A 26,663-nucleotide genomic window follows, 5' to 3' on the forward strand; every position below is an offset into this window, starting at 1 on the left:
CGTTGTCGCTGCGCCACCGATTACCGCGAGTTACTGCGGATACAACCCGTGCGTGCGTCCGAAGAGGCGAGTGAGTCCGAGCAGCACGTCGATGTTCGGCGTCGGCACGGCCACGCGCCGGCCGATCTCCCGGACCACGCTCACCAGTGCGTCGAGTTCGATGGGGCGATTCGCTTCCACGTCCTGCAACATCGACGTCTTGAACGCTCCCAATTTCGCCGTCACCTCATGCCGATCTTCCGGCGACTGGTCGATCACGCAGCCGATCTTCGCGCCGATCTCCGCCGCCTCGCGCATCGCCGCCGAACAGAATTCGCGCACCAGCGGATCGCCAAGCAGACGGTCGATGGTCGCGCCCGTGATCGCCGAGACCGGATTCATCGTCAGGTTGCCCCAGAGCTTGTACCAGATATCCCGTCTCACGTTCTCCGACACCGTCGCCTCGAACCCGGCACGCGTCAGCAATCCCGCCAGACGCTGCACGCGCTCGCTGCCGCCCCCACCCGGCTCCCCGATGATGAGCCCACGACCCATCTTGTGATCGACCAGCCCCGGCTCCGGCGTCGAGGCGCTCGCATGCACCACGCACCCGATCACGCTGGCCAGCGGTATCGTCTCACCGATCGCCCCGTCCGGATCGACGCTCGTCAACGGCGCATCGCCGAACGGCGCTACGCCTTTGCAGAACCACCACGGCACGCCGTTCATCGCCGGCAGCACGAGCGTGTGCGCGCCGAGCAACGGCTTGGCCGAAGCCGTTACCTGCGCCAGCGCAGGCCCCTTCACCGCAATCACCACCAGATCCTGCTCACCGAGCTTCGCGGCATCGTCGAGCGCGTGCGCCGCCGCGACCGGTGTGGTCGTAACTGACTCTCCCTGCCTCACGCGCCAGCCCCGCTCTCGCAGCGCCGCCAGCGTCGCACCGCGGGCGAGCGCGCTCACCTGCGCCTCGCCGGTCGCGGCAAGCTTCTGCCCGATCAAGCCACCGATGGCGCCTGCGCCAATGATCGTCACCTTCATCCGTTCACTCCTGTTGCTGTGCCGCGAGACGATAGTTCTCCTTGAATCGCTCCGGTACACGTTCGTCGAAACCCAGCGCCACACGGCGCACTTCGGGACTGTCGCCCGGCGGATGCCCGACCCCGAGCGCCGCCGCCCGCGGCGCATCGATCTGCACCACACGGCCCGACAGACGTCCCAGCCCGGTGATCTCGCATTCGACGAGATCGCCCGCATCCACCGAGCGGGAATGGCACGGCGTGCCCATCAGGATCACGTCGCCCGGCGCCAGCGTGATGTGCCGCGCAATGTCCGCGATCACGTAGTGCGGTCCCCAGATCGTCTCGTCGCCAATATGCGCTTCCTGCACGACGCGTCCATTGCGATACGTGCGCAACGTCTGCTCGAACAGATTCACGCCTCGCACGATCCCCGGCCCGATGGGCAGCAATGTGTCCGCGCCCTTCACCCGCAACATCGATCCCTGATCGGTGTCGCGAAAGTCTTGCAATCCCATGTCCAGCGCCGCACAAAAGCCCTCGATGTAATCCCACGCTTCGTCCGGCAGGACATTGCGGCAGGTCCGCCCGATCACCACGGCGTACTCGCTTTCATAGTTCAGATACCGGCAATCGGCCGGTTTGAGGATCTGACCACCATGACCGTTGAGCGACGTCGGCGGTTTGGTGAAATACGTTGGCGTGTCCGTCGGCTTGGGCTTGTTGCGCGTCTCCATGCTACGCGAGCGATACGAGATATGCACCGCGATAATTTTCGACGGGGACACCGGGGGCAGATGCGTCACCGTCTGCGGATCGACGAGACGGCCGTCGTCGAGCCGCAGCATGCCCGGTCGCTCGCCCTGCGCGTCGTCCGCCTCGACGATCGTGCCCCAGAATGCGCTGCCCCCCAGCAGAATACGACGCCGCTCGACGCGCGGCCCGCGCATCACGGCGGGCAATTCCTGAAACGGAAACTCGAAGTCCATCGTCTTGCCTCGTCAAACGGTATCGAACCAGATATGCACATTGCCCGTGCCGCGGGCGTTCTCGTAATCGGAGAGCACCGTTCCTGCACTGCGGCATTCGGCGCCACCGAGCGCCCCGACCATCTGCAAGTAGTGAGCCCCATGCGCCTCCCACGGCCGCTTCCGGTAATCCGTATCCCAGTCCGCCAGAATCCGGTCGTGACGTCCCTCGCGAAACGCCTCGATCGCGCGCTTGTCGCTCTCGATGTTCTCCGGACGCGACACGTTGCTCTCGTGAAAAATGCGCGGATGATTCGGCTTCCAGTCGATACCGTTGAATTTATGGCTCAACGCGCCGGACGCCAGCATCACCACGCGCAGATCGCTGCGGCGAATCGCTTCGCCGATCACCTCGCCCGATTGCAGGAAGTGATGCGTCTCGCAGTTCTGGCAGGAACTGACCGTCACGATGGGCCACGCGTCGAGTCGCATCTGCTTGATGACGTTGATCGTCGGGTAATGGCGAGGCAGATCGGGATGCTGCACTGCCCGAGCCCGCACGCCGCGCTCGCGCGCCACCTCGTCGACAGCCAGCGCCAGCGCCGGATGCCCGCGATAGTCGTACGGCACGCCGTGCAGATACCACGGCATTTCGTCAGAGACATACATGCCCGAGTAGTGCGCGCCGCCGTCGATCAGGTGATAGCCGGTGGTGAACCAGTGCGAATCGAAGATCATGACGACATCCGGACGCACCGCCGCGATACGTTCCCGCACCCGTGCATAACCGGGGATCAGATCCGAATCCGCTCCCGCGCCCTGCAACACACGAAACTCCTCACACTGCATCAGGCCGGGGTGATGCGACACCAACGCCGCGCCGACGATCTGTCCCATAGTGTTCTCCTCTCATCCTGTGGTAACGAGGGCCGCCGCGCGCCGGCGTCGGCCCGATGGAAGCTCGATGCCGGGCGTTCAGCGATGGCTGAAGCTGGCTTTGAACGGTTGTTTCGGCACGACGATATCCTTCACGTCGCAGAAAAATTCGAAGCTCCAGCCGCCGCCTTCACGACCGACGCCCGAACGTTTGATCCCGCCGAACGGCGCGGCCAGATCGCGAATGCCGAAGCTGTTGATCCAGAGGAACCCGGTGCGAACGCGCTCGGCAATCGCGATGGCGTGCGCTTCGTCGCCGTAGCAAACGCCACCGAGCCCGTAGTCGGTGCCATTGGCCAGATCGACGACTTCCTCGTCGCTCGTAAACGTCTGCAACGTGAGCACCGGACCGAAGACTTCCTGCTGCACGATTTCGTCTTGCTGACGCAGGTCGGTGAGCAGCGTCGGCGCGAAGTATTGCGCACCGAAAGGGTGAGCCGTGCCGCCCCACAGCACGCGCGCCCCGCCGGCCACGGCACGGTCGACGAAGGCCTGCACGCGTTCGAGCTGGCGCGGGTGGATGATCGGGCCGACCTCGGTCGCCGCGTCGCGCGGATCGCCCACGACGAGATGCGTCACCACGTCGCGCAACTTCGCGGTGAACGCCGGCGCGATGTCCGCATGGACGAGCAGCCGCGTGCCCGCGAGGCATACCTGACCGGCATTGCGATACATCAGCGCGGCGGTGGCGGCGGCGGCATCGAGATCGGCGTCGGCCAGCACGATGAATGCCGACTTGCCGCCTAGTTCCAGACTGCAAGGCACGAGGTTCTCGGCGGCCGTCTTCGCGATCCATTTCGCGGTCGCGACCGACCCCGTGAACGAGATGCGTGCGAGTCGCGCATCGCTCACCAACGCCGCCCCGGTCACGGCGCCCTCCCCCTGCAACAGATTGAAGACGCCGGGCGGCAGTCCCGCTTCGTGTGCACAATCCGCGAGCAGCGATGACGTGAGCGGCGCCCACTCCGGCGCTTTGAGCACCACGGTATTGCCCGAGGCCAGCGCCGGACCGATCTTCCACGTCGCAAGCATCAAGGGCGAATTCCAGGGCGTGATCACGGCCACCACACCCGCCGGATCGTGACGCACGAGATGGCGCGCCTGTGGCGTCTCGATCACCCGCTCCTGCAACGTGAGTGCGTGCTCGGCGAACCAATCGATGTTCTGCATCGCACGCGGCACCACGCCGTGCGCCATGCGCGAGCGCAGCACACCGGCGTCGGCGCTCTCGAGCGCGGCGAACGCGTCGGCACGACGGCCGATGGCCTCGGCCAGGCGCCGGAGATACGGCCGACGTTGTGCCGCACCGAGCGCCGCCCACGCGGGGAAGGCGTCCGACGCCGACGTCACCGCCGCATCCACATGCGCCGGATGACCGCGCGCGATGTCGCCAAGGGGCGACTGGTCGATGGGGGATACGCACACGAATGTCTCGTCGGACGCCACACGACGCCCGTCGATGTAGTGATCCGGCGACACCGATACGCCGGCTACCTGGATAGGGAGAGAGCTCATGCCATGTCTCTTTGCGAAGGATCTCTGGGAAGCGGATGACGCACACGCTCGCATCGCGCCGAATTGTGCGAAATTGCGCGGAATCTCGCGGAATTGCACGCTAAGCGCTCGCGCCGTCGGGGCCGGCAAACTTCGCGGCCAGTGTCCGGCTCGCATTCGCGAGCAACGTCGTGTCGACGCCCACCGCAATGAACGTCACCCCAAGGGCGAGGTAGTGACGGGCCAGCGTCTCATCGACACACAGAATCCCCGCAGCCTTGCCTGCATGACGGATACGGGCAATGCCATCCTCGATCGCCTTGCGCACCTCTGGATGCGTTGCCTGACCGAGGTGTCCCATCGAGGCCGCGAGGTCGGCCGGCCCGATGAACACGCCGTGCACGCCGTCAACGGCGGCGATCTCGTTGACCTGCGCCAGCGCATCGGCCGTCTCCACCTGCACGAGCAGACACGTCGTGTCGTTCGCGGCATGCAGATAGTCCTCGTAACGATTCCACCGTGACGAGCGCGCCAGACCGCTGCCCACGCCGCGTGTGCCTTGCGGCGGATAACGCGTGGCGCTCGCCAGATCGCGTGCCATGGCGGCAGACTCGACCATCGGCACGAGCAACGTCGTCGCGCCGATTTCCAGCACCTGCTTGATGAGCGCCGCATCGCCATGCGGCAAACGCACCACCGGATGCGTCGGATAAGGAGCGACGGCCTGCAACGTCGCGAGCATGGTGCGCAGATCGTTGGGCGCGTGTTCGCCGTCGATCACCAGCCAGTCAAAGCCGCTGCCTGCGCAGAGCTCGGCGGCATAAGGCGTTGCGAGCCCCATCCATAAGCCGATCCGACGCTTGCCTTGTGCCAGCGCCTGTTTGAACGCATTCGGAGGTGTTTTCATGGGATTAGCTCCATTGCACTCGCAGTGCTTGATGTGATCGCTTGGTTCGATTGGCTTGATCGGCTCGATCGGTTCGGGTGGCGGATTGGCCCCGGTCGGCCCCGGTCGGCCCCGGTTGGCCCCGGTTGGCCCCGGTTGGCCCCGGTCGGCGCGATTGCGTCGATGCATCGATGCAGTGGGCCGGCAACGATCCGGCCACGAACCGCCGTCAGACGAAGCGCACGCCGATCGCGCCGAGCGGGCCGTAGTCGGCGTGGAAGACATCGCCCGCCGCGCACGCCACGGGTCGCGTGAACGACCCGGCCAGCACGATCTCGCCGGCTTGCAACCCTTCGTCGAAGGCGCCGAGCTTGTTCGCGAGCCAGGCGATGCCGTTGCCAGGATGATTCAGCACGGCCGCGCTCAGGCCCGACTCTTCGATCACGCCGTTGCGATAGAGCAGCGCGCCCGCCCAGCGCAGGTCGATGGCGTCGGGCCTGACAGGGCGCCCGCCGAGAACGATGGCCGCATTCGCGGCGTTGTCGGCAATGGTGTCGAAGACTTTGCGCGGCGCTTTGGTGTCGCGGTCGAACAATTCGATGCGCCCGTCGATGAGTTCGAGCGCCGGCGTAACCCACGCGGTGGCGTCGAGCACATCGAACAGCGTAACGCCCGGCCCCTTGAGCGGCTTGGCGAGAATGAACGCCAGTTCCACCTCCAGACTCGGCACGATGAAACGCGACGCCGCCAGCGTCGCGCCGTCGGCGACGAGCATGTCGTCGAGCAGCGTGCCGTGATCCGGTTCGGTGATCTGCGCCGCGACCTGCATCGCGCGCGAGGTCAGCCCGATCTTGTGACCGATCACGCGACGCCCCTCGGCGAACTTCAGCGCCAGCCACGCCTGAGAAATCGCGTAGCTGTCGGCAATCGTCATTTCGGGGTAGCGGCGCGAGAACTGCATCACGGGCGTGCGCGTGCGCTCGGCCTCGTGCAACTCGCGGGCAAGGGCCTGATGGGTCGAGGCGTCGAGCTTGGGCATCTCGGTGTCTCCGGTTATCGTGGTGCGTCGTCTGAGAGACGCTTATTCTTGCGGTCTGCCACGCCGTGAACAATCAATCGATTCTGGGCGATTGATAAGTAAAACTGGATAATCCGTCGCCCACCGTCGACGCCCCTGCCTCCCGCGACACGCCAACTGTCGCATCGCCGCCACAGATCAATCGGTTTAATGAATCAGGATCGATAAAACCGATCATTGGCACTTCCTCCGACTTTTCCCAATTTTCGAGGCCTTTTGCGCTATAACATCGCGCTTTCTCGGCAGTGACCTGCCTTGCAGCCACTTTTTACGCGCAATCGCTACCATCGCTCGCTTATCCCCATCAAAAATGAGAGTGATTTGCATTTATAATCCGCGACGCATTATTACAACGTATTACTCGAAACGATTCGACTGCCGCTGCCTCGCGTCTCTAACAGCGGTGCCGCACGCCACACATTTGCAGTTACGAAGGTCAGCCAAGATGAAGATGTCCGTAAGTCGCCGTGCTCGAGCGGCCGCCGATGCCGCCAGCGTCCAAGGTATTCACCGCTTCGCTTCCCATCCCCGTCTTCCCCGCACCACCGCCTGCGCCGCAGCGCTGCTCATGGCAACGCTCGGCGCGGCTCACGCGCAGCAGGCAGAGAGCGCCGCCGAAGCGAAGGCCGATGTCGAGCTCGGCGCCGTCAACGTGTCGGGCGACTGGCTCGGCACGGGGCTGGACAACAGCGCCAAGACGTTCCCCGGCGCGCGCACGGTCGTGAAGAAGGAGCAGATCGAGGCGTCAGGCGCGGCGAGCATCGGCGACGTTATGCGCCGCATTCCCGGGGTGCAGGCGACGGACAACTCCAGTTCCGCCGGCAGCGCGATCTCGCTGAACATCGGCGTTCGCGGTCTCGCGGGCCGTTTCAGCCCGCGCTCGACGGTATTGCTCGACGGCATTCCGCTGGCCGTGGCCCCTTACGGCCAGCCGCAACTGTCCTTCGCGCCGGTGAGCCTTTTCAACATCGAGAGCATCGACGTGGTTCGCAGCGGGGGCGCGGTGCGCTATGGTCCGCAAAACGTCGGTGGCGTGATCAACTTCAAGACACGCTCGATTCCGAGCACGTCGGGTTTGACGGCGGACGCCACCGTTCGCGAGAACATTTATACGACCGGCGGCGGCGCCAACACGCAGTACGGACTGTTCCTCGGCACGCAAATGGATAACGGTCTGGGCCTCGCCCTGCTGTATTCCGGCATGGTCGGCCGCGACTGGCGCACGGGCAGCAATGAAAATGTGAACGACGTGGCGTTGAAATGGCGATACGACATCACGCCGAGCCAGCAGGTGTACGGCAAGATTTCGTACTACGACGCCAAGTCGAAGACCCCCGGCGGCCTGAGCGTTGCGCAGTACAACGCCGATCCGTTCCAGAACACGCGTCCGAACGACTACTGGAGCGGCAACCGCACCGGTCTCGACTTCGGCTACCTGAATACGATCTCCGACACGCAGGAATTCGAGATCCGCACGTTCTACAACGAAAGCTACCGCCAGAGTTCGCTCACCAACCTGTCGGTGCTGCCGCTCGTCACGATTCACCAGCCGCGCAACTACCAGACGTTCGGTATCGAACCGCGCTACACCCAGCGCCTGTTCTTCGGCCCCACGGCACATGACGTCACGGTGGGCTATCGCTTCATTCGCGAACGTGGCGACGACAACAACTTCAACGTCAATGTCGCGAACGGCAAGACGTCGACGACAACCACGTTCTACAACTACACGAGCGCCAACGCCTTCTACATCGACGACCGTATGGCATGGGGCAATTGGCGCTTCACGCCCGGCGTGCGTTACGAATTCATCGCGTCGCAGCGCGTCGACAAAGCCTCCGGCAACACCTTCCGCACGGATAACAACAAGCCGCTGCCCTCGGTGAATCTGTCGTACCTGGTCAATAGCGCATGGACCATCTTCGCGGACTACAGCACGTCGTTCGGGCCAGTGCAGAACACGCAACTGAACTCGATGTCGGCAACGAACCCGCTACAGCCGGAAGTCGCCCGGACCTATGAAATCGGCACGCGCTGGACGGATGCCCGCTGGAAGGCCGAGCTTACGGCCTTCAAGATGAAGTTCGACAACCAGATTCTCCAGGTGCCGAACGTCAGCCCGGCGACCTTCCAGAACATCGGCGCGACGAATCACGACGGTATCGAAACCGCGCTCGATTACACCTTCGACCGGGACAGCGTGCTGCGCGGCCTGAACCTTTACGCGAACTTCACGTACGTGCGCGCTATCCAGAAGTCGGGGGCGACTGCGGGTCTCGACGTGCCGTTCTATTCGCGCTTTACCGACACGCTCGGCGCGCGCTACGCGATCGGTCAGTGGACGTTCAACGTCTCGACGACGCACCAAAGCTCGCAATACGCCGACCTCGCGAACACCGAGGCACAATCGGCGGACGGTACCAACGGCAAGGTGCCGGGCTACCGCGTGTGGAATTTGCAGGCGATGTACAAGTTACCGTTCTACAAGAACGCCGATATCACGGTGGGGCTGAACAACGTGTTCGACAAGCGCTTCTATACGCGCAACACCGACCAGAATGGCGGCATCATGGTGGGCGCGCCGCGCATGGTCTATGTGCAAGGGCACTTCGGGTTCTGAGCCGGATCGATCATGCGGTAAACAGGAAACGGCTCACATTGCGTGAGCCGTTTTCCTTTGATGGGAAGATGCGAACGATGCCGCCGCCGCAGACTTACTTCGTGCGGCCGTAGTCATCCTGGAAGCGCACGATGTCGTCCTCGCCAAGATACGCCCCGGACTGGACCTCGATCAGCTCCAGCGGCACTTTCCCCGGGTTTTCCAGACGGTGCGTCGTGCCCACCGGGATATACGTCGACTGATTCTCCGTGAGCAGAATCGTGGTGTCGCCGTTCACCACCCGCGCCGTGCCCTTGACCACCACCCAATGCTCGGAGCGGTGGAAGTGCATCTGCAAGCTCAGCGATGCGCCCGGCTTCACGACGATCTTCTTCACCTGGAAGCGATCGCCCACACAAATGCCTTCGTAGTCGCCCCACGGACGGAACACGCGCTGGTGGAACACCGACTCTGAGCGACCGTCGGCGATGAGTTGCTCGACCACGCGCTTGACGTCCTGCACATGGTCCTTCGAGGTGACCATCACGACATCGGGCGTCTCGACGATCACGAGGTTCTCCACCCCGATCGCGGCAACCATGCGGCTCTCGCCGCGCACGTAACTGTTCTTGACGCCGTGCACCACGACATCGCCGATCAGGCTATTGCCGTGCGCGTCCTGCTCGGCAATCTCCGCGACCGCCGACCACGACCCGATGTCGTTCCATCCCAGCCCTTCGGCATCGACTACGGCCGCATGTCGCGCCTTCTCCATGACAGCGTAATCGATCGAGTCCGACGGACAGGCTTCCAGGCTCGCCTTGTCCAGACGGAAGAAATCGATATCGACCGCGCCATTGTCCACTGCGGCGGTAACTTGCTTGAGCATTTCCGGCGCGAGACGTTCGAGTTCGCCCAGATAGGACGACGCCTTGAACATGAACATGCCGCTGTTCCAGTAGCAGTTGCCGGCAGCGATCAGCCCCGCCGCCTTGGTGGCATCGGGTTTCTCAACAAACTGGTCAATCTGGAAACCGCTCGCACACACCTGGGTGGCGGCGCCCCGGCGAATGTAACCGTAGCCGGTATGCGGCGACGTCGGCGGGATACCGAAGGTGACGAGATACCCCTCGTCGGCAAGCGTTTTGGCGGCACGCACGGCGTCGTGGAACTTCGCTTCGTGCGCGATGGCATGATCGGACGGCAACACGAGCAGCGTGGCGTGCGCATCCTGACGCAGCGCGATCAGCGCAGCTGCCGCCACCGCAGGCGCGGTGTTGCGCGCGACGGGTTCGAGCACGATGGCGCTCGGCGTCGTTGCGATCGCGCGCAACTGTTCGGCCACGAGAAAGCGCTGCTCGTTGTTGGAGATGATCAGCGGTGCGGCGACGCCACCGAGCGCGCCGATGCGTTTGACCGTCTGCTGGAGCAATGTGTCGGAACCGGCAAGCGCGAGATACTGCTTGGGATAGCTGGCCCGCGACAAAGGCCACAACCGAGTACCGCTACCGCCGCACAGGATGACAGGAGTGATTGCCATGTTCCGAATCGTAGAAAGTCGTTGAAACCGACGACACCTCGCTTTGAGGAAGCGAAAATTATATCGTTACTTCAAGCACTTAAAATAACATTGCGATGACATCGAGCGCCGTTTTACCGTCGCTCAAAAGAAAAACGGCACCCCGCAAAGGGTGCCGTTCTTCGTGAAGCTTCGTCTCGGTCCGGCAGCCCCCGCTTTCGCGAGCGCCGCCGTCCCGGGGACCGCGGTCCTGCTTACTCCGCCGTCGGCTCTTCCACCGAAGTGGGGATCGGGGCGAATGCCTCTTCCAGAGCGATCTGGTCGTGACGCTCGCGATCCGACGTCTCGCGGGCCTTGCGGGCCTTGTGATACGCCAGACCCGTACCTGCCGGGATCAGACGGCCGACGATGACGTTTTCCTTCAGGCCACGCAGGTCGTCCTTCTTGCCCATGATCGCCGCTTCGGTCAGCACGCGCGTCGTTTCCTGGAACGATGCCGCCGAGATGAACGAATCCGTCGACAGCGACGCCTTCGTAATACCCAGCAGCACGTTCTCGTACTGCGCCGGACGCTTGTCCTGAGCATTCATCGCGTCGTTCTCGTCGAGCATATCCGAGCGTTCGACCTGTTCGCCGGTGATGAAGCGCGTATCGCCCGAATCGACGATCTGCACACGACGCAGCATCTGGCGAACGATCACCTCGATGTGCTTGTCGTTGATCTTCACACCCTGCAAACGGTACACGTCCTGAACTTCGTCGACGATGTAACGCGCCAGCGCTTCGATACCTTGCAAACGCAGGATGTCGTGCGGGTCGGCCGGGCCGTCCACGATCATTTCACCCTTGTTCACCACCTGACCGTCGTGCACCAGCACCTGCTTTTCCTTCGGAATCAGGAACTCGTGCTGGTTGCCGTCCAGATCGGTAATGACCAGACGCTGCTTGCCCTTCGTGTCCTTACCGAACGACGTGGTACCCGTGACTTCGGCCAGAATGCCGGCGTCCTTCGGTGCACGCGCTTCGAACAGTTCGGCCACGCGCGGCAGACCCCCGGTAATGTCGCGGGTCTTCTGCGCTTCGGTCGGGATACGTGCGAGCACTTCGCCCACCGGCACGTGCTGACCGTCCTTGATGGTGATCAGTGCACCCACCTGGAAGCCGATCGTCACAGCGTGATCGGTCCCCGGGATCTTCACTTCCACACCATTCTCGTCGAGCAGCTTGACCTGCGGACGCACGCTCTTCGAGGCCGGACCGCGACGCTTCGGATCGATCACGACCAGCGTGGACAGACCCGTCACATCGTCGATCTGCTTGGCGACCGTGACACCTTCCTCGACATTCTCGAACTTGGCATAGCCGCCGTGTTCGGTAATGATCGGGCGCGTCAGCGGATCCCACGTACCCAGTTGGGCGCCGGCCTTGACCTGCGCACCGTCCAGTTGCAGCAGCGTGGCGCCGTACGGCACCTTGTGACGCTCGCGCTCGCGACCGTGATCGTCCGTGATCAGGATTTCACCCGAACGCGAGATCGCGATCTGCTCGCCCTTGCCGTTCGTCACGTAACGCATGGTGGCCGTGAAGCGCACCGTACCGTTCGACTTGGCTTCGATCGACGAGGCCACTGCCGCACGCGAGGCCGCACCACCGATGTGGAACGTACGCATCGTGAGCTGCGTGCCCGGTTCACCGATCGACTGTGCTGCGATCACGCCGACCGCTTCGCCGACGTTCACACGCGTACCACGGCCCAGATCGCGGCCATAGCAGGCAGCGCACAGACCATAACGCGTATCGCAGGTCAGCGGCGTGCGCACGCGCACTTCGTCGATACCCAGCGTTTCGATCATTTCGACGACGTCTTCGTCCAGCAGCGTGCCGGCTTCGTACACCGTCTCTTGCGTCTCCGGATTCACGACGTCGGCCACGGCCACACGACCCAGGATACGGTCACGCAGGGCTTCGACCACTTCACCGCCCTCGACCAGCGCCTTCATCGCCACGCCGTTGCTCGTGCCGCAATCGTCCTCGACCACGACCAGATCCTGCGTCACGTCCACCAGACGACGCGTCAGGTAACCCGAGTTTGCCGTCTTCAGTGCCGTATCGGCCAGACCCTTACGTGCACCGTGGGTCGAGATGAAGTACTGCAACACGTTCAGGCCTTCGCGGAAGTTCGCGGTAATCGGCGTCTCGATAATCGAGCCGTCCGGCTTGGCCATCAGGCCACGCATACCGGCGAGCTGGCGAATCTGGGCGCTCGAACCGCGAGCACCGGAGTCGGCCATCATGTAAATCGAGTTGAACGACTCCTGATCCACGGCGTTGCCGTCGCGGTCGATCGTCTTTTCCTTCGAGAGCTGCTCCATCATCGCCTTACCCACGGCGTCACCGGTAGCCCCCCAAATGTCCACGACGTTGTTGTAACGCTCTTGCGCCGTGACCAGACCCGACATGTACTGACGGTCGTATTCCTTGACCTTCTTCGACGCTTCGCCGATCAGCTCTTCCTTCTTCGTCGGCACGAGCATGTCGTCGACGCAGATCGAGATACCGGCGCGCGTTGCCAGGCGGAAACCCGACTGCATCAGCTTGTCGACGAAGATCACCGTCTCGCGCAGACCGCAGCGGCGGAACGCCGTGTTGATCAGCTTCGAGATTTCCTTCTTCTTGAGCGACTTGTTCAGCACCGAGAACGGCAGGCCCGGCGGCAGAATTTCCGACAGGATCGCACGGCCGACGGTCGTCGGATACAGCGTGATCTTCGGCGTCTTCTCGCCCGTTTCCGGATCGACCGTGTACTCCGTGATACGCACGTTCACGCGCGAAGCCAGTTCGACTTCCTTGTTGTCGTACGCACGCAGCACTTCCGAGACGTCGATGAACGACAGGCCTTCGCCGCGGCCGTTGATCTTGTCGCGGGTCGCGTAGTACAGACCCAGCACGATATCCTGCGACGGCACGATCGACGGATCGCCGTTAGCCGGGAACAACACGTTGTTCGAGGCCAGCATCAGGGTACGCGCTTCCATCTGCGCTTCGAGCGACAGCGGCACGTGAACGGCCATCTGGTCACCGTCGAAGTCGGCGTTGAACGCCGCGCAAACCAGCGGGTGAAGCTGAATTGCCTTGCCTTCGATCAGCACCGGCTCGAACGCCTGGATACCCAGGCGGTGCAGCGTCGGTGCGCGGTTCAGCATGATCGGATGCTCGCGGATCACCTCTTCGAGGATGTCCCACACCACCGGCGTCTGGTTCTCGACTTCCTTCTTCGCGGCCTTGATGGTCGTGGCCACGCCCATCACTTCCAGCTTGTGGAAGATGAACGGCTTGAAGAGTTCGAGCGCCATCAGCTTCGGCAGACCGCACTGATGCAGCTTGAGCGTCGGGCCCACGGTAATCACCGAACGGCCCGAGTAGTCGACGCGCTTACCCAGCAGGTTCTGACGGAAACGACCGCTCTTACCCTTGATCATGTCGGCCAGCGACTTGAGCGGACGCTTGTTCGCACCGGTCATCGCCTTGCCGCGACGACCGTTGTCGAGCAGCGAGTCCACCGATTCCTGCAACATGCGCTTTTCGTTGCGCACGATGATGTCCGGGGCCTTGAGCTCGAGCAGACGCTTCAGACGGTTGTTACGGTTGATGACGCGGCGATACAGATCGTTCAGGTCCGAGGTCGCGAAGCGGCCACCGTCGAGCGGCACCAGCGGGCGCAGTTCGGGCGGCAGCACCGGCAGCACTTCGAGCACCATCCACTCGGGCTTGATGCCCGAGCGCTGGAATGCCTCGAGCACCTTCAGGCGCTTGGCGTACTTCTTGATCTTGGCTTCCGAGCCCGTGGCTTGCAGCTCGGCGCGCAGATGCTCGACCTGCTGGTCGATATCGATCGAGCGCAGCAGCTCGCGCACGCCTTCCGCGCCCATCTCGGCACGGAATTCGTCGCCGTATTCCTCGACCTTGTTGTAGTAATCCTCCTCGGTCATGATCTGGCAACGCTTGAGCGGCGTCATGCCCGGTTCGAGGACCACATAGGCTTCGAAGTACAGCACGCGTTCGATGTCGCGCAGCGTCATGTCGAGCACCATGCCCAGACGCGACGGGAGCGACTTCAGGAACCAGATGTGCGCGACCGGCGAGGCCAGTTCGATGTGGCCCATGCGCTCGCGGCGCACCTTGGCCAGCGTCACTTCAACGCCGCACTTCTCGCAGATCACGCCACGGTGCTTCAGACGCTTGTACTTGCCGCAAAGGCATTCGTAGTCCTTGATCGGACCGAAGATCTTTGCGCAGAACAGGCCGTCGCGCTCGGGCTTGAACGTCCGGTAGTTGATCGTCTCCGGCTTCTTCACTTCACCGAACGACCACGAGCGGATCTTGTCCGGCGAAGCCAGACCGATCTTGATCGCGTCGAACTGTTCGTCCTGCTGGACTTGCTTGAATAGATCGAGCAAAGCTTTCATTGCTTTCTCCTATTTGCCTGAACGCGATTAACCGCGCTCCAGGTCGATATCGATACCGAGCGAACGGATTTCCTTGACCAGCACGTTGAACGACTCCGGCATACCGGCATCGATCACGTGATCGCCCTTGACGAGGTTCTCGTACACCTTCGTACGGCCCGTCACGTCATCCGACTTCACCGTCAGCATTTCCTGCAGCACATACGATGCGCCGTAGGCTTCCAGTGCCCACACTTCCATTTCACCGAAGCGCTGACCACCGAACTGAGCCTTACCGCCCAACGGCTGTTGCGTCACCAGCGAGTACGGACCGGTCGAACGGGCGTGCATCTTGTCGTCGACCAGGTGGTGCAGCTTGAGCATGTGCATGAAGCCGCAGGTGACCGTACGCTCGAAGGCTTCGCCAGTGCGACCGTCGAACAGCGTGACCTGGTTCTTCGAGGGGGTCATGCCGAGTTCCTTCGCGATGTGATCCGGGAACGCCAGATCCAGCATGCGACGGATTTCCTCTTCATGCGCACCATCGAACACCGGCGTCGCGAACGGCACGCCGTTCTGCAGGTTGCGAGCGAGCGACATGACTTCGTCGTCCGACAGGCTGTCGATATCTTCTTGCTGACCGCTCTCGTTGTAGATCTTCGTCAGGAACTTGCGAATTTCCTGGACCTTGGTATGCGCCTGCAGCATTTCGCCGATACGCCAGCCCAGACCCTTCGCCGCCCAGCCGAGGTGCGATTCGAGAATCTGACCCACGTTCATCCGCGACGGCACGCCGAGCGGGTTGAGCACGATGTCTGCCGGACGGCCGTCGGCCATGTACGGCATATCCTCGATCGGCACGATCTTCGAGACCACACCCTTGTTACCGTGACGGCCGGCCATCTTGTCGCCAGGCTGCAGACGACGCTTGACCGCCAGGTACACCTTGACCATCTTCAGCACGCCCGGCGGCAGTTCGTCGCCTTGCGTGAGCTTCTTGCGCTTCTCTTCGAAGGCGAGGTCGAACGAGTGACGTTTCTGCTCGATCGATTCCTTGATCTGTTCGAGCTGTTGCGCGCCTTCGTCGTCCGCCAGACGAATGTCGAACCAGTGGTAGCGGTCCAGATCGGCCAGGTATTCCTTGGTGATCTTGGTGCCCTTGGCGAGCTTCTTCGGACCGCCATTGGCGGTCTTGCCCACCAGGAAGCGCTCCAGACGCTGGAATGCGTCGCCTTCCACGATACGCAGCTGGTCGTTCAGGTCCAGGCGATAGCCCTTCAGTTCATCGTCGATGATCTGCTGAGCGCGCTTGTCGCGCTGAATGCCTTCACGCGTGAACACCTGCACGTCGATGACGGTGCCGCTCATGCCCGACGGCACGCGCAGCGAGGTGTCCTTCACGTCCGAGGCCTTCTCGCCGAAGATCGCGCGCAGCAGCTTCTCTTCCGGCGTGAGCTGGGTTTCGCCCTTCGGCGTGACCTTGCCCACCAGCACGTCGCCGGCTTCGACTTCCGCGCCGATGTACACGATGCCCGACTCGTCCAGACGGCTCAGTTGCACTTCCGCCAGGTTCGAGATGTCGCGCGTGATTTCTTCCGGTCCGAGCTTCGTGTCGCGAGCGACCACGTTCAGCTCTTCGATGTGGATCGACGTGTAACGGTCTTCCGCAACGACACGCTCCGAGATCAGGATCGAGTCTTCGAAGTTGTAGCCGTTCCACGGCATGAACGCGATCAGCATGTTCTGACCCAGCGCCAATTCACCCAGATCGGTCGACGCGCCGTCGGCGATCACATCGCCGCGCGCCACCTTGTCGCCCACTTCCACGATCGGGCGCTGGTTGATGTTGGTGTTCTGGTTCGAACGCGTGTACTTGATCAGGTTGTAGATGTCCACGCCGACTTCACCGGCAACGGCTTCGTCGTCGTTCACGCGAATCACCACACGGCCTGCGTCGACGTAATCGACCACACCGCCACGGAAAGCCTGCACGGTCGTACCCGAGTCGACAGCCACCGTACGTTCGATACCCGTACCGACGACCGCCTTTTCCGGACGCAGGCAAGGCACGGCCTGGCGCTGCATGTTCGAACCCATCAAGGCGCGGTTCGCGTCGTCGTGCTCGAGGAACGGAATCAGCGAGGCAGCGACCGAGACGATCTGCGACGGCGCCACGTCCATGTACTGGATGCGGTCCGGCGTGACCATCAGCGTTTCGCCGGCTTCACGCGACGACACCAGTTCGTCGGTGAGTTCGCCGTTGGCGCCGATCGACGCGTTCGCCTGAGCGATCACGTAGCGACCTTCTTCAATCGCCGACAGATAGTCGATCTGGTCGGTGACCTTGCCGTCCACCACCTTGCGATACGGCGTCTCGAGGAAGCCGTATTCGTTCAGGCGGGCGTACAGCGCCAGCGAGTTGATCAGACCGATGTTCGGACCTTCCGGCGTCTCGATCGGGCACACGCGGCCGTAGTGGGTCGGGTGCACGTCGCGCACTTCGAAGCCTGCACGCTCGCGCGTCAGACCGCCCGGACCCAGTGCGGAGACACGACGCTTGTGCGTGATTTCCGACAGCGGGTTGGTCTGGTCCATGAACTGCGACAGCTGCGACGAACCGAAGAACTCGCGAATGGCCGACGAAATCGGCTTACTGTTGATCAGGTCGTGCGGCATCAGGTTTTCCGACTCGGCCTGACCCAGACGTTCCTTCACAGCGCGCTCGACACGCACCAGACCGGCGCGGAACTGGTTCTCCGCCAGTTCGCCGACGCAACGCACACGACGATTACCCAGGTGGTCGATGTCGTCGACTTCGCCGCGGCCGTTACGCAGATCCACGAGGATCTTGATGGTCGCGAGAATGTCGTCGTCTTCCAGCGTCATCGGTCCAAGCACTTCGTCGCGGCCCACACGGCGGTTGAACTTCATACGACCCACCTTCGACAGGTCGTACGCTTCTTCGCTGTAGAACAGACGGTTGAACAGGGCCTCGACCGCATCTTCGGTCGGCGGCTCGCCCGGGCGCATCATGCGGTAGATCGCGATACGCGCGGCCGTCTGGTCGGCGGTTTCGTCGATACGCAGCGTGGCCGAAATGTACGAGCCCTGATCCAGATCGTTCGTGTAGAGCGTCTGGATGTCGGACACCCCCGACTCGCGCAGCTTGACCAGCACGCTTTCGGTGATTTCGTCGTTGGCGTTGGCGATCACTTCGCCGGTGTCGCCATCGATCACGTTCTTCGCGAGCACGCGCCCGAGGAGATAGTCTTCCGGCACCGAGATGAACTTGGTGTTGGCGTTCTCCAGGTCGCGGATGTGCTTGGCGTTGACGCGCTTGTCCTTCTGGACGATGACCTTGCCTTCGCGATCCGTGATGTCGAAACGCGCGACTTCACCGCGCAGACGCTCCGGTACGAACTCCATCTGCGCGCCTTCCGGCATCAGCTTGAAGTTGTCGAACACGAAGAAGTTCGCGAGGATCTGTTCCGGCGTCAGACCGATGGCCTTGAGCAGGATCGTGACCGGCATCTTGCGACGGCGGTCGACACGGAAATACAGGATGTCCTTCGGATCGAATTCGAAGTCGAGCCACGAACCGCGGTAGGGGATGATACGCGCGGAGAAGAGCAGTTTGCCCGAGCTGTGCGTCTTGCCCTTGTCGTGTTCGAAGAACACGCCCGGCGAACGGTGCAGCTGCGAGACGATGACACGCTCCGTGCCATTGATGACGAAGGAACCCGTCGAGGTCATGAGCGGAATTTCGCCCATGTACACTTCCTGCTCCTTCACTTCCTTCACTACCGGCTTGTTCGGCGATTCCTTGTCGAGGATCACCAGACGAACCTTGGCGCGCAGGGCCGAGCAGAAGGTCAGGCCGCGCTGTTGACATTCCTTGACATCGAACGCGGGAGTGCCGAGCAGATAGCTGACGAACTCCAGGCGTGCGAACCCGTTGTGAGAAACGATCGGGAAAATGGAGGAGAAGGCTGCTTGCAGACCCTCCGGCTTCCGCTCCGATGCAAGCGCGTCGGCTTGCAAGAACGATGTGTACGAGGCGAGCTGGGTGGCCAGCAAAAACGGCACCTTGTGCACGGTCGGACGCTTCGCAAAACTCTTGCGAATGCGTTTCTTCTCGGTGAAGGAATAGTGCATTACGATCTCCGAATCACTACGCTGACGACGACGGCAGGCATCGTCAACGGGTGTTCATCGACTGAGACCAGACGTCCCCCACGGCGGGCTTGCCGTGGAGCAACGAGCTTGGTGGTTGGCCGCTACCAACCGCTGGCTGACGGCGACGGATGCCTGTGTTGCCCGTCGCCCGACCAAACTTGCCTTCTGCAGTCGCTTCAGAAGACAAAGAGAAAACCGTCACGGCGCGTTTTCCGCGTTCCGTCGCGATTTTTTCTTTGGCCTCTCGGTCGCCGCGTCGCCGCAACGGACCTCACTTGTTCGCACACCCCGCTCACGGGACACGCGTTTGAAACATCGCCAACTCTTCGTTGAGGGCGAAATTGCCTAACTTTCAACGACTTGGCGCAAGATCACGCCGACTTTCGAATTTGAATTCCCGATTTTGGGATTTGCATCTCCTGAAAGCACAAAAAGGCTGACGACATTTCGTCGCCAGCCTTCCCTACGCGCAGAGCCGAATTACTTAACTTCGACCTTGGCGCCGGCTTCTTCCAGCTTCTTCTTGGCTTCGTCAGCAGCAGCCTTGTCGACGCCTTCCTTGACAGCCTTCGGAGCGCCATCAACCAGATCCTTGGCTTCCTTCAGGCCCAGGCCGGTGATTTCGCGAACGGCCTTAATGACGCCGACCTTGTTCGCACCGACTTCTGCCAGGATGACGTTGAATTCGGTTTGCTCTTCAGCAGCAGCAGCACCGCCGCCAGCACCTGCCGGGCCAGCCACTGCCAGGGCAGCAGCCGACACGCCGAACTTCTCTTCGAACGCCTTGACCAGGTCGTTCAGTTCCATAACCGACATCGCGCCTACGGCTTCGATGATTTCGTCTTTCGTGATTGCCATTTGTAAAACTCCTAGATTGTGTTCGGACCGAAGTCAGCGATCGTGTAACCGAAGCGAGAATTAAGCAGCTTCCGCTTGCTTCTTCTCTGCCACGGCAGCCAGGACGCGAGCAAAGCCGGAAACCGGCGCTTGCATGACACCCAGCAACTTCGCGAGCAGTTCGTCGCGGCTCGGGATCGAGGCCAGCGCTTGCACGCCTGCCTTGTCCATCACCTTGCCGTCGTACGAGCCGGCCTTCAAGATCAACTTGTCGTTGCCCTTCGAAAAGTCGTTCAGGACTTTCGCAGCGGCTACGGGATCCGTCGAGATACCGTAGATCAGAGGACCGGTCATCTGCTCAGCCAGGTCAGCAAACGGGGTGTTTTCCACCGCGCGGCGTGCCAGCGTGTTCTTCAGAACGCGCAGGTAGACGCCTTGCTGACGCGCATTGGCGCGAAGCTTCGTCAGATCGCCAACCGTGATTCCGCGATATTCAGCCACAACGATGGTCGAAGCACCGGCGACTTGCGCCGAAACTTCTGCCACGACGGCTTTCTTATCATCAAGATTGAGTGCCACGGTTAACCTCCAAAATTGACATCACCTCATGGTGATGCCGTTCCACTAACGGCTTACCGACATGTCTGGAGTTTCAACCGCCACACCCGGTTACCCGTGTGCGACGGCGTGACTGCATAACTTGTTCGGGTTCGCCATCTGCGTTGGCTGGCGTATTAAGGGAGTGTCAGTGAATGCCCATTCCCGCCAACGGTCTTTGATAACCGGAAGCGACTTCCGAAGAATCCGCTTCCGCCCAAAGTCTTTTGCTACAGGCTTTCGATCTCGAGGATCTCAGCCATCGCAGGGGACGCCATCACCCTGCGATTGCGATTTTGTCGCTTAGGCGGACAGGCTGGCCTGATCCACACGCACGCCAACGCCCATCGTGCTCGACAGGGCGATCTTGCGCAGGTAGACACCCTTGCTCGAAGCCGGCTTCGACTTCGTCAGGGCTTCGAGCAGCGCCGAAAGGTTCTGCTGCAGCGCTGCCGGTTCGAACGAGGCGCGACCGATCGTGGCGTGGATGATACCGGCCTTGTCGACGCGGAACTGCACCTGACCAGCCTTGGCGTTCTTCACTGCCGTGGCCACGTCCGGGGTCACCGTGCCAACCTTCGGGTTCGGCATCAGGCCGCGCGGGCCGAGAATCTGACCCAGCGTACCGACGATACGCATCGTGTCCGGCGAAGCGATCACGATGTCGAAGTCCATGTTGCCGGCCTTGATCTGCTCGGCCAGGTCTTCCATACCGACGATTTCGGCGCCGGCAGCCTTGGCTTGCTCGGCCTTTTCGCCTTGGGCGAAAACCGCCACGCGAACCGACTTACCGGTACCGGCCGGCAGAACGACCGAACCGCGGACCACTTGGTCCGACTTCTTCGCGTCCACGCCCAGTTGAACGGCGACGTCGATCGACTCGTCGAACTTGGCGCTTGCGCATTCCTTGACCAGGGCCAGAGCGTCGCCGACCGGGTAAAGCTTGTTGCGGTCGACCTTGGCGGCCAGTGCTTGTTGACGCTTCGAGATCTTAGCCATTACAGACCCTCCACCGTGATGCCCATCGAACGTGCGCTGCCAGCGATGGTGCGAACCGCTGCGTCCAGATCGGCGGCGGTAAGGTCAGGCATCTTGGTCTTCGCGATTTCTTCCGCTTGTGCGCGGGTGATCTTGCCCACCTTGTCGGTGTGCGGCTTGCTCGAACCCTTTTGCAGGTTGGCAGCCTTCTTGATCAGCACCGTCGCCGGCGGGGTCTTCAGGACGAACGTGAAGCTCTTGTCCGCAAAAGCGGTGATCACCACCGGAATCGGCAGACCCGGCTCGAGGCTCTGCGTTTGCGCGTTGAACGCCTTGCAGAACTCCATGATGTTCAGGCCACGCTGACCCAGGGCCGGGCCCACGGGGGGCGACGGGTTGGCTTTACCTGCAGGAATCTGCAGCTTGATAAAGCCGATGATTTTCTTTGCCATGGTTTACTCCGGAACGAATATGTGGCGCATATTCGGGGTTGAGTCATAGCGCGCTTTCACCGGAAAACTGGCTACTGACGCTCCTCGGCGACGGGTGTCACCAACGCAAAAACGCGCCGGACGTCGCGCCGGCGCATTTTATTCTTAGATCTTTTCGACTTGTCCGAACTCCAGTTCTACCGGAGTTGCCCGTCCAAAGATGGTGACGGAAACACGGAGGCGGGATTTTTCGTAGTTCACTTCTTCCACCGAGCCATTGAAGTCCGTGAAAGGACCATCCTTGACTCGAACCAACTCGCCCACCTCGAACAACGTCTTGGGACGCGGCTTTTCCACCCCGTCCTTGATTTGCGACATGATTTTGTCGACTTCTGCCTGACGAATCGGCATCGGGCGGTTACCGGTACCACCGATAAAGCCCGTGACCTTGGGGGTATTCTTCACCAAGTGCCACGATTCGTCCGTCATTTCCATTTCGCACAGCACGTAGCCGGGAAAGAAACGACGCTCGGTGACCTTCTTATGGCCAGCCGTGGTTTCAACAACTTCTTCCGTCGGCACAAGAATCTGGCCGAAGTAGTCTTGCATGCCCTGACGCGTAATGCGCTCTTGCAGCTGCTTGGCTACGCTTTTCTCCATGCCGGAGTAGGCATGAATGACGTACCAGCGCTTCTTGCTCGGTGCAGCTCCGGTATCAGACATATCACTTCCAGCCCAGAATCAAAGAGAACACTGCCCACTCGATCGTCTTGTCGCTAATCCAAAGATACAGCGCCATGACGATGACGAACGCGAAGACAATCGCGGTCGTTTGGGCGGCCTCTTTACGGGTCGGCCAAACGACCTTACCCACTTCGCGATACGCATCCTTGGCAAAGGCCATGAAGCCTTTACCCGTTTGCGACATCAATGCCACAAAAGCTGCGATGACCAGAACGACGACGATGGCCGCAACGCGCACGTACAGTGCCTGTTGCTCCAAGGCGTAGAACGCCACGACGCCCGCAATCACCAGCAGCCCGGCCAGTGCCAGCAGCAGCTTGTCGCCAGTCGTATGTACAGTTTCTACGGGAGAATTCGCCATTTCCAGCTTGCAGACAGTTGTTTGGCAGGGGCAGAGGGAATCGAACCCCCAACCTTCGGTTTTGGAGACCGACGCTCTGCCAGTTGAGCTATACCCCTAAAACAGCAGAGGGGCCAGCCGCCAAAAGCTGACCCCGTAAGCGCGGACCGTTAAGGTACCGGCTTAAGCTACGATCTTTGCAACCACGCCGGCGCCGACGGTACGGCCACCTTCGCGGATTGCGAAACGCAGACCTTCAGTCATGGCGATCGGAGCGATCAGCTTGACCGAGATCGAAACGTTGTCGCCCGGCATGACCATTTCCTTGCCTTCCGGCAGGGTGATCGAGCCCGTCACGTCCGTCGTACGGAAGTAGAACTGCGGACGGTAGTTGTTGAAGAACGGGGTGTGACGACCACCTTCATCCTTCGACAGCACGTACACTTCGCCCGTGAAGTCCGTGTGCGGCGTGATCGAACCCGGCTTGGCCAGAACCTGACCACGCTGAACTTCTTCACGCTTCGTGCCGCGCAGCAGAATACCGACGTTGTCGCCAGCCTGACCTTGGTCGAGCAGCTTGCGGAACATTTCAACGCCCGTGCAAGTCGTCTTGACCGTCGGGGTGATACCGACGATTTCGATTTCTTCGCCGACCTTGACCACGCCCGATTCAACGCGACCCGTCACCACCGTACCGCGACCCGAGATCGAGAACACGTCTTCGACCGGCATCAGGAATGCCTTGTCGATGGCGCGCTCCGGCGTCGGGATATACGTGTCGAGGGCTTCAGCCAGAGCCAGAATAGCCACTTCGCCGAGTTCGCCCTTGTCGCCTTCCAGCGCCAGCTTGGCCGAACCCTTGACGATCGGCAGATCGTCGCCCGGGAAGTCGTACTTCGACAGGAGTTCGCGAACTTCCATTTCGACCAGCTCGAGCAGCTCGGCGTCGTCGACCATGTCGCACTTGTTCAGGAACACGATGATGTACGGCACACCGACCTGACGCGCCAGCAGGATGTGCTCGCGCGTTTGCGGCATCGGACCGTCGGCTGCCGAGCAAACCAGAATCGCGCCGTCCATCTGGGCAGCACCGGTAATCATGTTCTTGACGTAGTCGGCGTGGCCCGGGCAGTCAACGTGTGCGTAGTGGCGGTTTGCCGTTTCGTACTCGATGTGCGCGGTGTTGATGGTAATGCCGCGTGCCTTTTCTTCCGGTGCTGCGTCGATTTCGTCGTACTTCTTCGCTTCGCCGCCGAACTTCGACGACAGAACCGTTGCGATAGCAGCCGTCAGGGTGGTCTTGCCATGGTCAACGTGACCGATGGTGCCGACGTTCACGTGCGGCTTAGTCCGCTCGAATTTTTCCTTTGCCATTTCAGACTCCTAACGGGTTATCTATTGCCGAGGTTGCTCGGCATGTTGATTGCCGCGCTTCACACTATCTTTTGGTGCCCATGGGCAGGATCGAACTGCCGACCTCTCCCTTACCAAGGGAGTGCTCTACCACTGAGCCACATGGGCGAATCCTGTACTGCTACTTCGTCTGCGCGTCACCTGGAGCGGGTGAAGGGAATCGAACCCTCGTCATAAGCTTGGAAGGCTTCTGCTCTACCATTGAGCTACACCCGCTTGGATTTCGACTCTCGCCACTTGGTAACAAGCGCCGAAAACACTGGTTTCCGGCGCTCATTACTTCCGCATTCTGGTGGAGGAGGTTGGATTCGAACCAACGTAGGCGTAAGCCAACAGATTTACAGTCTGCCCCCTTTAGCCACTCGGGCACCCCTCCGCAGAGAATTTGCAATTATGGAGATGTCCCCTCGCCTTGTCAACACCTTCCACGCATTAAATATGCAGTTTTTGTGCCTGCGCCTCATCAAATTTTCGATGCATGCGGCAAGTTATTGATTTCTCTGAAAATACGCAGCGCGGGAAGAAGCTCCTTTCACATCAGCGCGCACGGGCAAACAAGCGCCTGCGCCATACATCCACATAACGATTGAGACTGTCCCGGCCCATGTGAAACTCGCGACGCAGTTTTTGTGCAAGCGATCGTTTCGCCTTCCGACGCCCCGTGATCGTCGTGCCAAGGTCATGCCCTCGATCCATCACGATATCGGGGAACATGGAGATCATCCGAACACCGTGCTCCCAGTTGCGATTGATCATGTCGTCTACGGGGTGCACCATGCGCCTGCCGTAATCCAATAGCGTGAGCGCGGCGCTCCGCCGGATCAGATAACCCTGCGTGCCGCTCGGTTGTTTGCGATGATCGTGGAGCAGACTTCCGTCCGGCAGTTCGCCAACCTTCCAACGGCCGGCCGACCTGCTATCCCCTAATCGCATGATGCCCCAATGCACGGAGACGTTCAGCGCCATGACAATACGATTGGCGAAATCAGGGGCCAGGGCAATGTCATCCTCCAATACGCACCAGATGTCGTCGTTCGAGCGAGCGAGGTCTTCCCAAATACGATAGTGGCTGTCGTAACAACCCACTTCTCCGAGTGTCAGGTGGCTCGAATAAGTTTTCAGTCGCGTAGTCAGGTCATATGCCGGCGGATAGTCTGTGAGACGCTCTGCGTCGAAAAACCGGAATGGAACGCCAGCTCTCTTCAACTCCACAGCCATGTGTGCACGCCGATCGTGGCTATCAACGAGCGACACGACGATGACGGGAGGAAGCTTCACCGACGGATTGGACAACTGGTTCATCGTTCTGTTTGCCTGACCGGCGGGCTTGCACCGACTGAGATTGCCATATGAAACGGCAGGAGCATACGCATCAAACATGTCACTTAATGCGGTTATCCATCAGCCTCAAGTGGGTATTGGCCGCGCCACGGATGTTTGTCGGCACCGTCAATCACCTTGATTACCAGACTCGCCAATCACGGAAAACGCCTTGAAAAGCTTGCCCACATGGGCGGCCCCATGCACGCCGAGCACCTTTTCAGGGAAAGTACGACACATGGCCATGTCGACGCAAAACGATAGCGTTGAACGCATTGAGTCATCTCAATGAATTGCCTGAGGGCTTTGCGCAGCATGGCGAAACCAATAAATCGCCCGCACTGGAGGGGCGATCGTATGCGAGCCGACGTCGATCCGGTCATGACTTCAATGGATACGTTAGCGCTCAGACAGTGTGTCTGGAAGGCATCTTTGTCGCCCCATCGATGATGGCGTGCGGACATTGCGGGAGCGCCATGCGAGCGAGTCGTGCGATTGCGATTCGAGGGTGAGCGGAGCGTTTCCTCCGACACTGCGGCCGTCGAAGCCGATGCCTAGACGCTCCCTTGAACTTCCAGGAGGGGACACTGATCACGCCGCCTTCACTCAGAGGACGAGCAACGCCAAATTAGCTCAACGCTTGAACCAAACGAAAACAAAGGGGGAGAAACCGGAGAACATCACGAGACGATGAAGGTGCAACCCCGCGCGAGCGCATCATTCGCGCCACATTAGGTCAGCAATCGATCCCGTCAAAGAGCAACGCACAGTCGCCGGCGTTGTCGAGCCAACGTAAGAAGCGCAACGCCCCGACGGCGCAGACGCTCAGTGACATGCCCCCTTCAATCGGGCCAATGGGCTTCTAGCAAAGTCCCTTTAAACCAACTCCTGGAAAGCGGTAGGA

19 protein-coding genes and 4 tRNA genes are annotated in these 26,663 nt (G+C 61.3%); 1 reads left to right on the plus strand and 22 read right to left on the minus strand.

Annotated features, from left to right (window positions below):
• Positions 1-30: 30 nt before the first annotated feature.
• The 7 genes from PAN31108_RS19140 to PAN31108_RS26450 form a co-directional block, all read right to left on the minus strand.
• Positions 31-1,020 (minus strand): 2-dehydropantoate 2-reductase, encoded by a 990-nt coding sequence (locus tag PAN31108_RS19140; protein WP_150670368.1) that lies wholly within the window; start codon positions 1,018-1,020, stop codon positions 31-33.
• Between the two features lie 4 nt (positions 1,021-1,024).
• Positions 1,025-1,987: a fumarylacetoacetate hydrolase family protein gene (locus PAN31108_RS19145; protein ID WP_150670369.1), complete on the minus strand. Its 963-nt coding sequence runs from the start codon at positions 1,985-1,987 to the stop codon at positions 1,025-1,027.
• Positions 1,988-1,999: 12 nt separating this feature from the next.
• A complete protein-coding gene (locus PAN31108_RS19150; RefSeq protein WP_150670370.1) occupies positions 2,000-2,863 on the minus strand; it encodes a DODA-type extradiol aromatic ring-opening family dioxygenase in 864 nt (287 codons plus the stop codon).
• Between the two features lie 78 nt (positions 2,864-2,941).
• Positions 2,942-4,417, minus strand: coding sequence for an aldehyde dehydrogenase family protein (locus PAN31108_RS19155; RefSeq protein ID WP_150670371.1), 1,476 nt, complete (start codon positions 4,415-4,417; stop codon positions 2,942-2,944).
• A gap of 100 nt (positions 4,418-4,517) precedes the next feature.
• Positions 4,518-5,303: a 4-hydroxy-2-oxoheptanedioate aldolase gene (gene hpaI, locus PAN31108_RS19160; RefSeq protein WP_150670372.1), complete on the minus strand. Its 786-nt coding sequence runs from the start codon at positions 5,301-5,303 to the stop codon at positions 4,518-4,520.
• A gap of 208 nt (positions 5,304-5,511) precedes the next feature.
• Positions 5,512-6,321, minus strand: coding sequence for a 2-oxo-hept-4-ene-1,7-dioate hydratase (gene hpaH, locus PAN31108_RS19165; protein ID WP_150670373.1), 810 nt, complete (start codon positions 6,319-6,321; stop codon positions 5,512-5,514).
• A gap of 73 nt (positions 6,322-6,394) precedes the next feature.
• Positions 6,395-6,538 (minus strand): hypothetical protein, encoded by a 144-nt coding sequence (locus tag PAN31108_RS26450; RefSeq protein ID WP_174995053.1) that lies wholly within the window; start codon positions 6,536-6,538, stop codon positions 6,395-6,397.
• A gap of 267 nt (positions 6,539-6,805) precedes the next feature.
• On the opposite strand from PAN31108_RS26450, the gene PAN31108_RS19170 reads away from it, so the two are divergent.
• A complete protein-coding gene (locus tag PAN31108_RS19170) occupies positions 6,806-8,980 on the plus strand; it encodes a TonB-dependent receptor family protein (protein ID WP_150670374.1) in 2,175 nt (724 codons plus the stop codon).
• Between the two features lie 94 nt (positions 8,981-9,074).
• Here the strand turns inward: PAN31108_RS19170 and PAN31108_RS19175 are convergent, their stop codons facing one another.
• The 15 genes from PAN31108_RS19175 to PAN31108_RS19245 all read right to left on the minus strand — a co-directional run bounded on the left by PAN31108_RS19175 (position 9,075) and on the right by PAN31108_RS19245 (position 25,741).
• The gene (locus PAN31108_RS19175) at positions 9,075-10,499 is read right to left on the minus strand and encodes a mannose-1-phosphate guanylyltransferase/mannose-6-phosphate isomerase (RefSeq protein WP_150670375.1); all 1,425 of its coding nucleotides are present in this window, start codon (positions 10,497-10,499) and stop codon (positions 9,075-9,077) included.
• Between the two features lie 233 nt (positions 10,500-10,732).
• A complete protein-coding gene (rpoC, locus tag PAN31108_RS19180; protein ID WP_150670376.1) occupies positions 10,733-14,944 on the minus strand; it encodes a DNA-directed RNA polymerase subunit beta' in 4,212 nt (1,403 codons plus the stop codon).
• Between the two features lie 27 nt (positions 14,945-14,971).
• Positions 14,972-19,078 (minus strand): DNA-directed RNA polymerase subunit beta, encoded by a 4,107-nt coding sequence (gene rpoB, locus PAN31108_RS19185; RefSeq protein WP_150670377.1) that lies wholly within the window; start codon positions 19,076-19,078, stop codon positions 14,972-14,974.
• Between the two features lie 501 nt (positions 19,079-19,579).
• On the minus strand, positions 19,580-19,957 hold the full coding sequence (rplL, locus tag PAN31108_RS19190; protein WP_023593799.1) for a 50S ribosomal protein L7/L12: 378 nt from the start codon (positions 19,955-19,957) through the stop codon (positions 19,580-19,582).
• A gap of 60 nt (positions 19,958-20,017) precedes the next feature.
• Positions 20,018-20,515: a 50S ribosomal protein L10 gene (gene rplJ / locus PAN31108_RS19195; protein ID WP_010804162.1), complete on the minus strand. Its 498-nt coding sequence runs from the start codon at positions 20,513-20,515 to the stop codon at positions 20,018-20,020.
• A gap of 321 nt (positions 20,516-20,836) precedes the next feature.
• Positions 20,837-21,532, minus strand: coding sequence for a 50S ribosomal protein L1 (gene rplA, locus PAN31108_RS19200; RefSeq protein WP_069343893.1), 696 nt, complete (start codon positions 21,530-21,532; stop codon positions 20,837-20,839).
• Positions 21,532-21,963: a 50S ribosomal protein L11 gene (rplK, locus tag PAN31108_RS19205; RefSeq protein ID WP_150670378.1), complete on the minus strand. Its 432-nt coding sequence runs from the start codon at positions 21,961-21,963 to the stop codon at positions 21,532-21,534. The genes rplA and rplK overlap by 1 nt, the downstream gene beginning before the upstream one ends.
• Before the next feature lie 144 nt (positions 21,964-22,107).
• Positions 22,108-22,665, minus strand: a complete 558-nt coding sequence (gene nusG / locus PAN31108_RS19210; RefSeq protein ID WP_150670379.1) for a transcription termination/antitermination protein NusG — start codon at positions 22,663-22,665, stop codon at positions 22,108-22,110.
• 1 nt (position 22,666) lies between these two features.
• Complete coding sequence (gene secE / locus PAN31108_RS19215; RefSeq protein WP_150670380.1) at positions 22,667-23,047, minus strand: preprotein translocase subunit SecE; 381 nt, start codon at positions 23,045-23,047, stop codon at positions 22,667-22,669.
• Positions 23,048-23,069: 22 nt separating this feature from the next.
• Positions 23,070-23,145, minus strand: a tRNA-Trp gene (locus tag PAN31108_RS19220).
• A 64-nt stretch (positions 23,146-23,209) separates the two neighbouring features.
• A complete protein-coding gene (gene tuf / locus PAN31108_RS19225) occupies positions 23,210-24,400 on the minus strand; it encodes an elongation factor Tu (RefSeq protein ID WP_150670381.1) in 1,191 nt (396 codons plus the stop codon).
• A 72-nt stretch (positions 24,401-24,472) separates the two neighbouring features.
• Positions 24,473-24,547: transfer RNA gene (locus PAN31108_RS19230), tRNA-Thr, on the minus strand.
• A gap of 34 nt (positions 24,548-24,581) precedes the next feature.
• Positions 24,582-24,655: transfer RNA gene (locus PAN31108_RS19235), tRNA-Gly, on the minus strand.
• Between the two features lie 74 nt (positions 24,656-24,729).
• Positions 24,730-24,815: transfer RNA gene (locus PAN31108_RS19240), tRNA-Tyr, on the minus strand.
• 161 nt (positions 24,816-24,976) lie between these two features.
• A complete protein-coding gene (locus PAN31108_RS19245; protein ID WP_174995054.1) occupies positions 24,977-25,741 on the minus strand; it encodes a glycosyltransferase family 25 protein in 765 nt (254 codons plus the stop codon).
• Between the last annotated feature and the right edge of the window lie 922 nt (positions 25,742-26,663).

Source organism: Pandoraea anhela (assembly GCF_902459655.1).
Classification (GTDB): domain Bacteria; phylum Pseudomonadota; class Gammaproteobacteria; order Burkholderiales; family Burkholderiaceae; genus Pandoraea; species Pandoraea anhela.

What these genes read in the sequence shown, in the direction of transcription:
- PAN31108_RS26450 (WP_174995053.1), bottom strand. Translation starts at nt 6,538, where the DNA reads ATGATCGGTTTTATCGATCCTGATTCATTAAACCGATTGATCTGTGGC.
- hpaH (WP_150670373.1), bottom strand. Translation starts at nt 6,321, where the DNA reads ATGCCCAAGCTCGACGCCTCGACCCATCAGGCCCTTGCCCGCGAGTTG.
- PAN31108_RS19145 (WP_150670369.1), bottom strand. Translation starts at nt 1,987, where the DNA reads ATGGACTTCGAGTTTCCGTTTCAGGAATTGCCCGCCGTGATGCGCGGG.
- tuf (WP_150670381.1), bottom strand. Translation starts at nt 24,400, where the DNA reads ATGGCAAAGGAAAAATTCGAGCGGACTAAGCCGCACGTGAACGTCGGC.
- rplL (WP_023593799.1), bottom strand. Translation starts at nt 19,957, where the DNA reads ATGGCAATCACGAAAGACGAAATCATCGAAGCCGTAGGCGCGATGTCG.
- PAN31108_RS19150 (WP_150670370.1), bottom strand. Translation starts at nt 2,863, where the DNA reads ATGGGACAGATCGTCGGCGCGGCGTTGGTGTCGCATCACCCCGGCCTG.
- nusG (WP_150670379.1), bottom strand. Translation starts at nt 22,665, where the DNA reads ATGTCTGATACCGGAGCTGCACCGAGCAAGAAGCGCTGGTACGTCATT.
- rpoB (WP_150670377.1), bottom strand. Translation starts at nt 19,078, where the DNA reads ATGCACTATTCCTTCACCGAGAAGAAACGCATTCGCAAGAGTTTTGCG.
- PAN31108_RS19155 (WP_150670371.1), bottom strand. Translation starts at nt 4,417, where the DNA reads ATGAGCTCTCTCCCTATCCAGGTAGCCGGCGTATCGGTGTCGCCGGAT.
- rplA (WP_069343893.1), bottom strand. Translation starts at nt 21,532, where the DNA reads ATGGCTAAGATCTCGAAGCGTCAACAAGCACTGGCCGCCAAGGTCGAC.
- hpaI (WP_150670372.1), bottom strand. Translation starts at nt 5,303, where the DNA reads ATGAAAACACCTCCGAATGCGTTCAAACAGGCGCTGGCACAAGGCAAG.
- PAN31108_RS19245 (WP_174995054.1), bottom strand. Translation starts at nt 25,741, where the DNA reads ATGAACCAGTTGTCCAATCCGTCGGTGAAGCTTCCTCCCGTCATCGTC.
- PAN31108_RS19170 (WP_150670374.1), top strand. Translation starts at nt 6,806, where the DNA reads ATGAAGATGTCCGTAAGTCGCCGTGCTCGAGCGGCCGCCGATGCCGCC.
- secE (WP_150670380.1), bottom strand. Translation starts at nt 23,047, where the DNA reads ATGGCGAATTCTCCCGTAGAAACTGTACATACGACTGGCGACAAGCTG.
- rplK (WP_150670378.1), bottom strand. Translation starts at nt 21,963, where the DNA reads ATGGCAAAGAAAATCATCGGCTTTATCAAGCTGCAGATTCCTGCAGGT.
- PAN31108_RS19175 (WP_150670375.1), bottom strand. Translation starts at nt 10,499, where the DNA reads ATGGCAATCACTCCTGTCATCCTGTGCGGCGGTAGCGGTACTCGGTTG.
- rpoC (WP_150670376.1), bottom strand. Translation starts at nt 14,944, where the DNA reads ATGAAAGCTTTGCTCGATCTATTCAAGCAAGTCCAGCAGGACGAACAG.
- PAN31108_RS19140 (WP_150670368.1), bottom strand. Translation starts at nt 1,020, where the DNA reads ATGAAGGTGACGATCATTGGCGCAGGCGCCATCGGTGGCTTGATCGGG.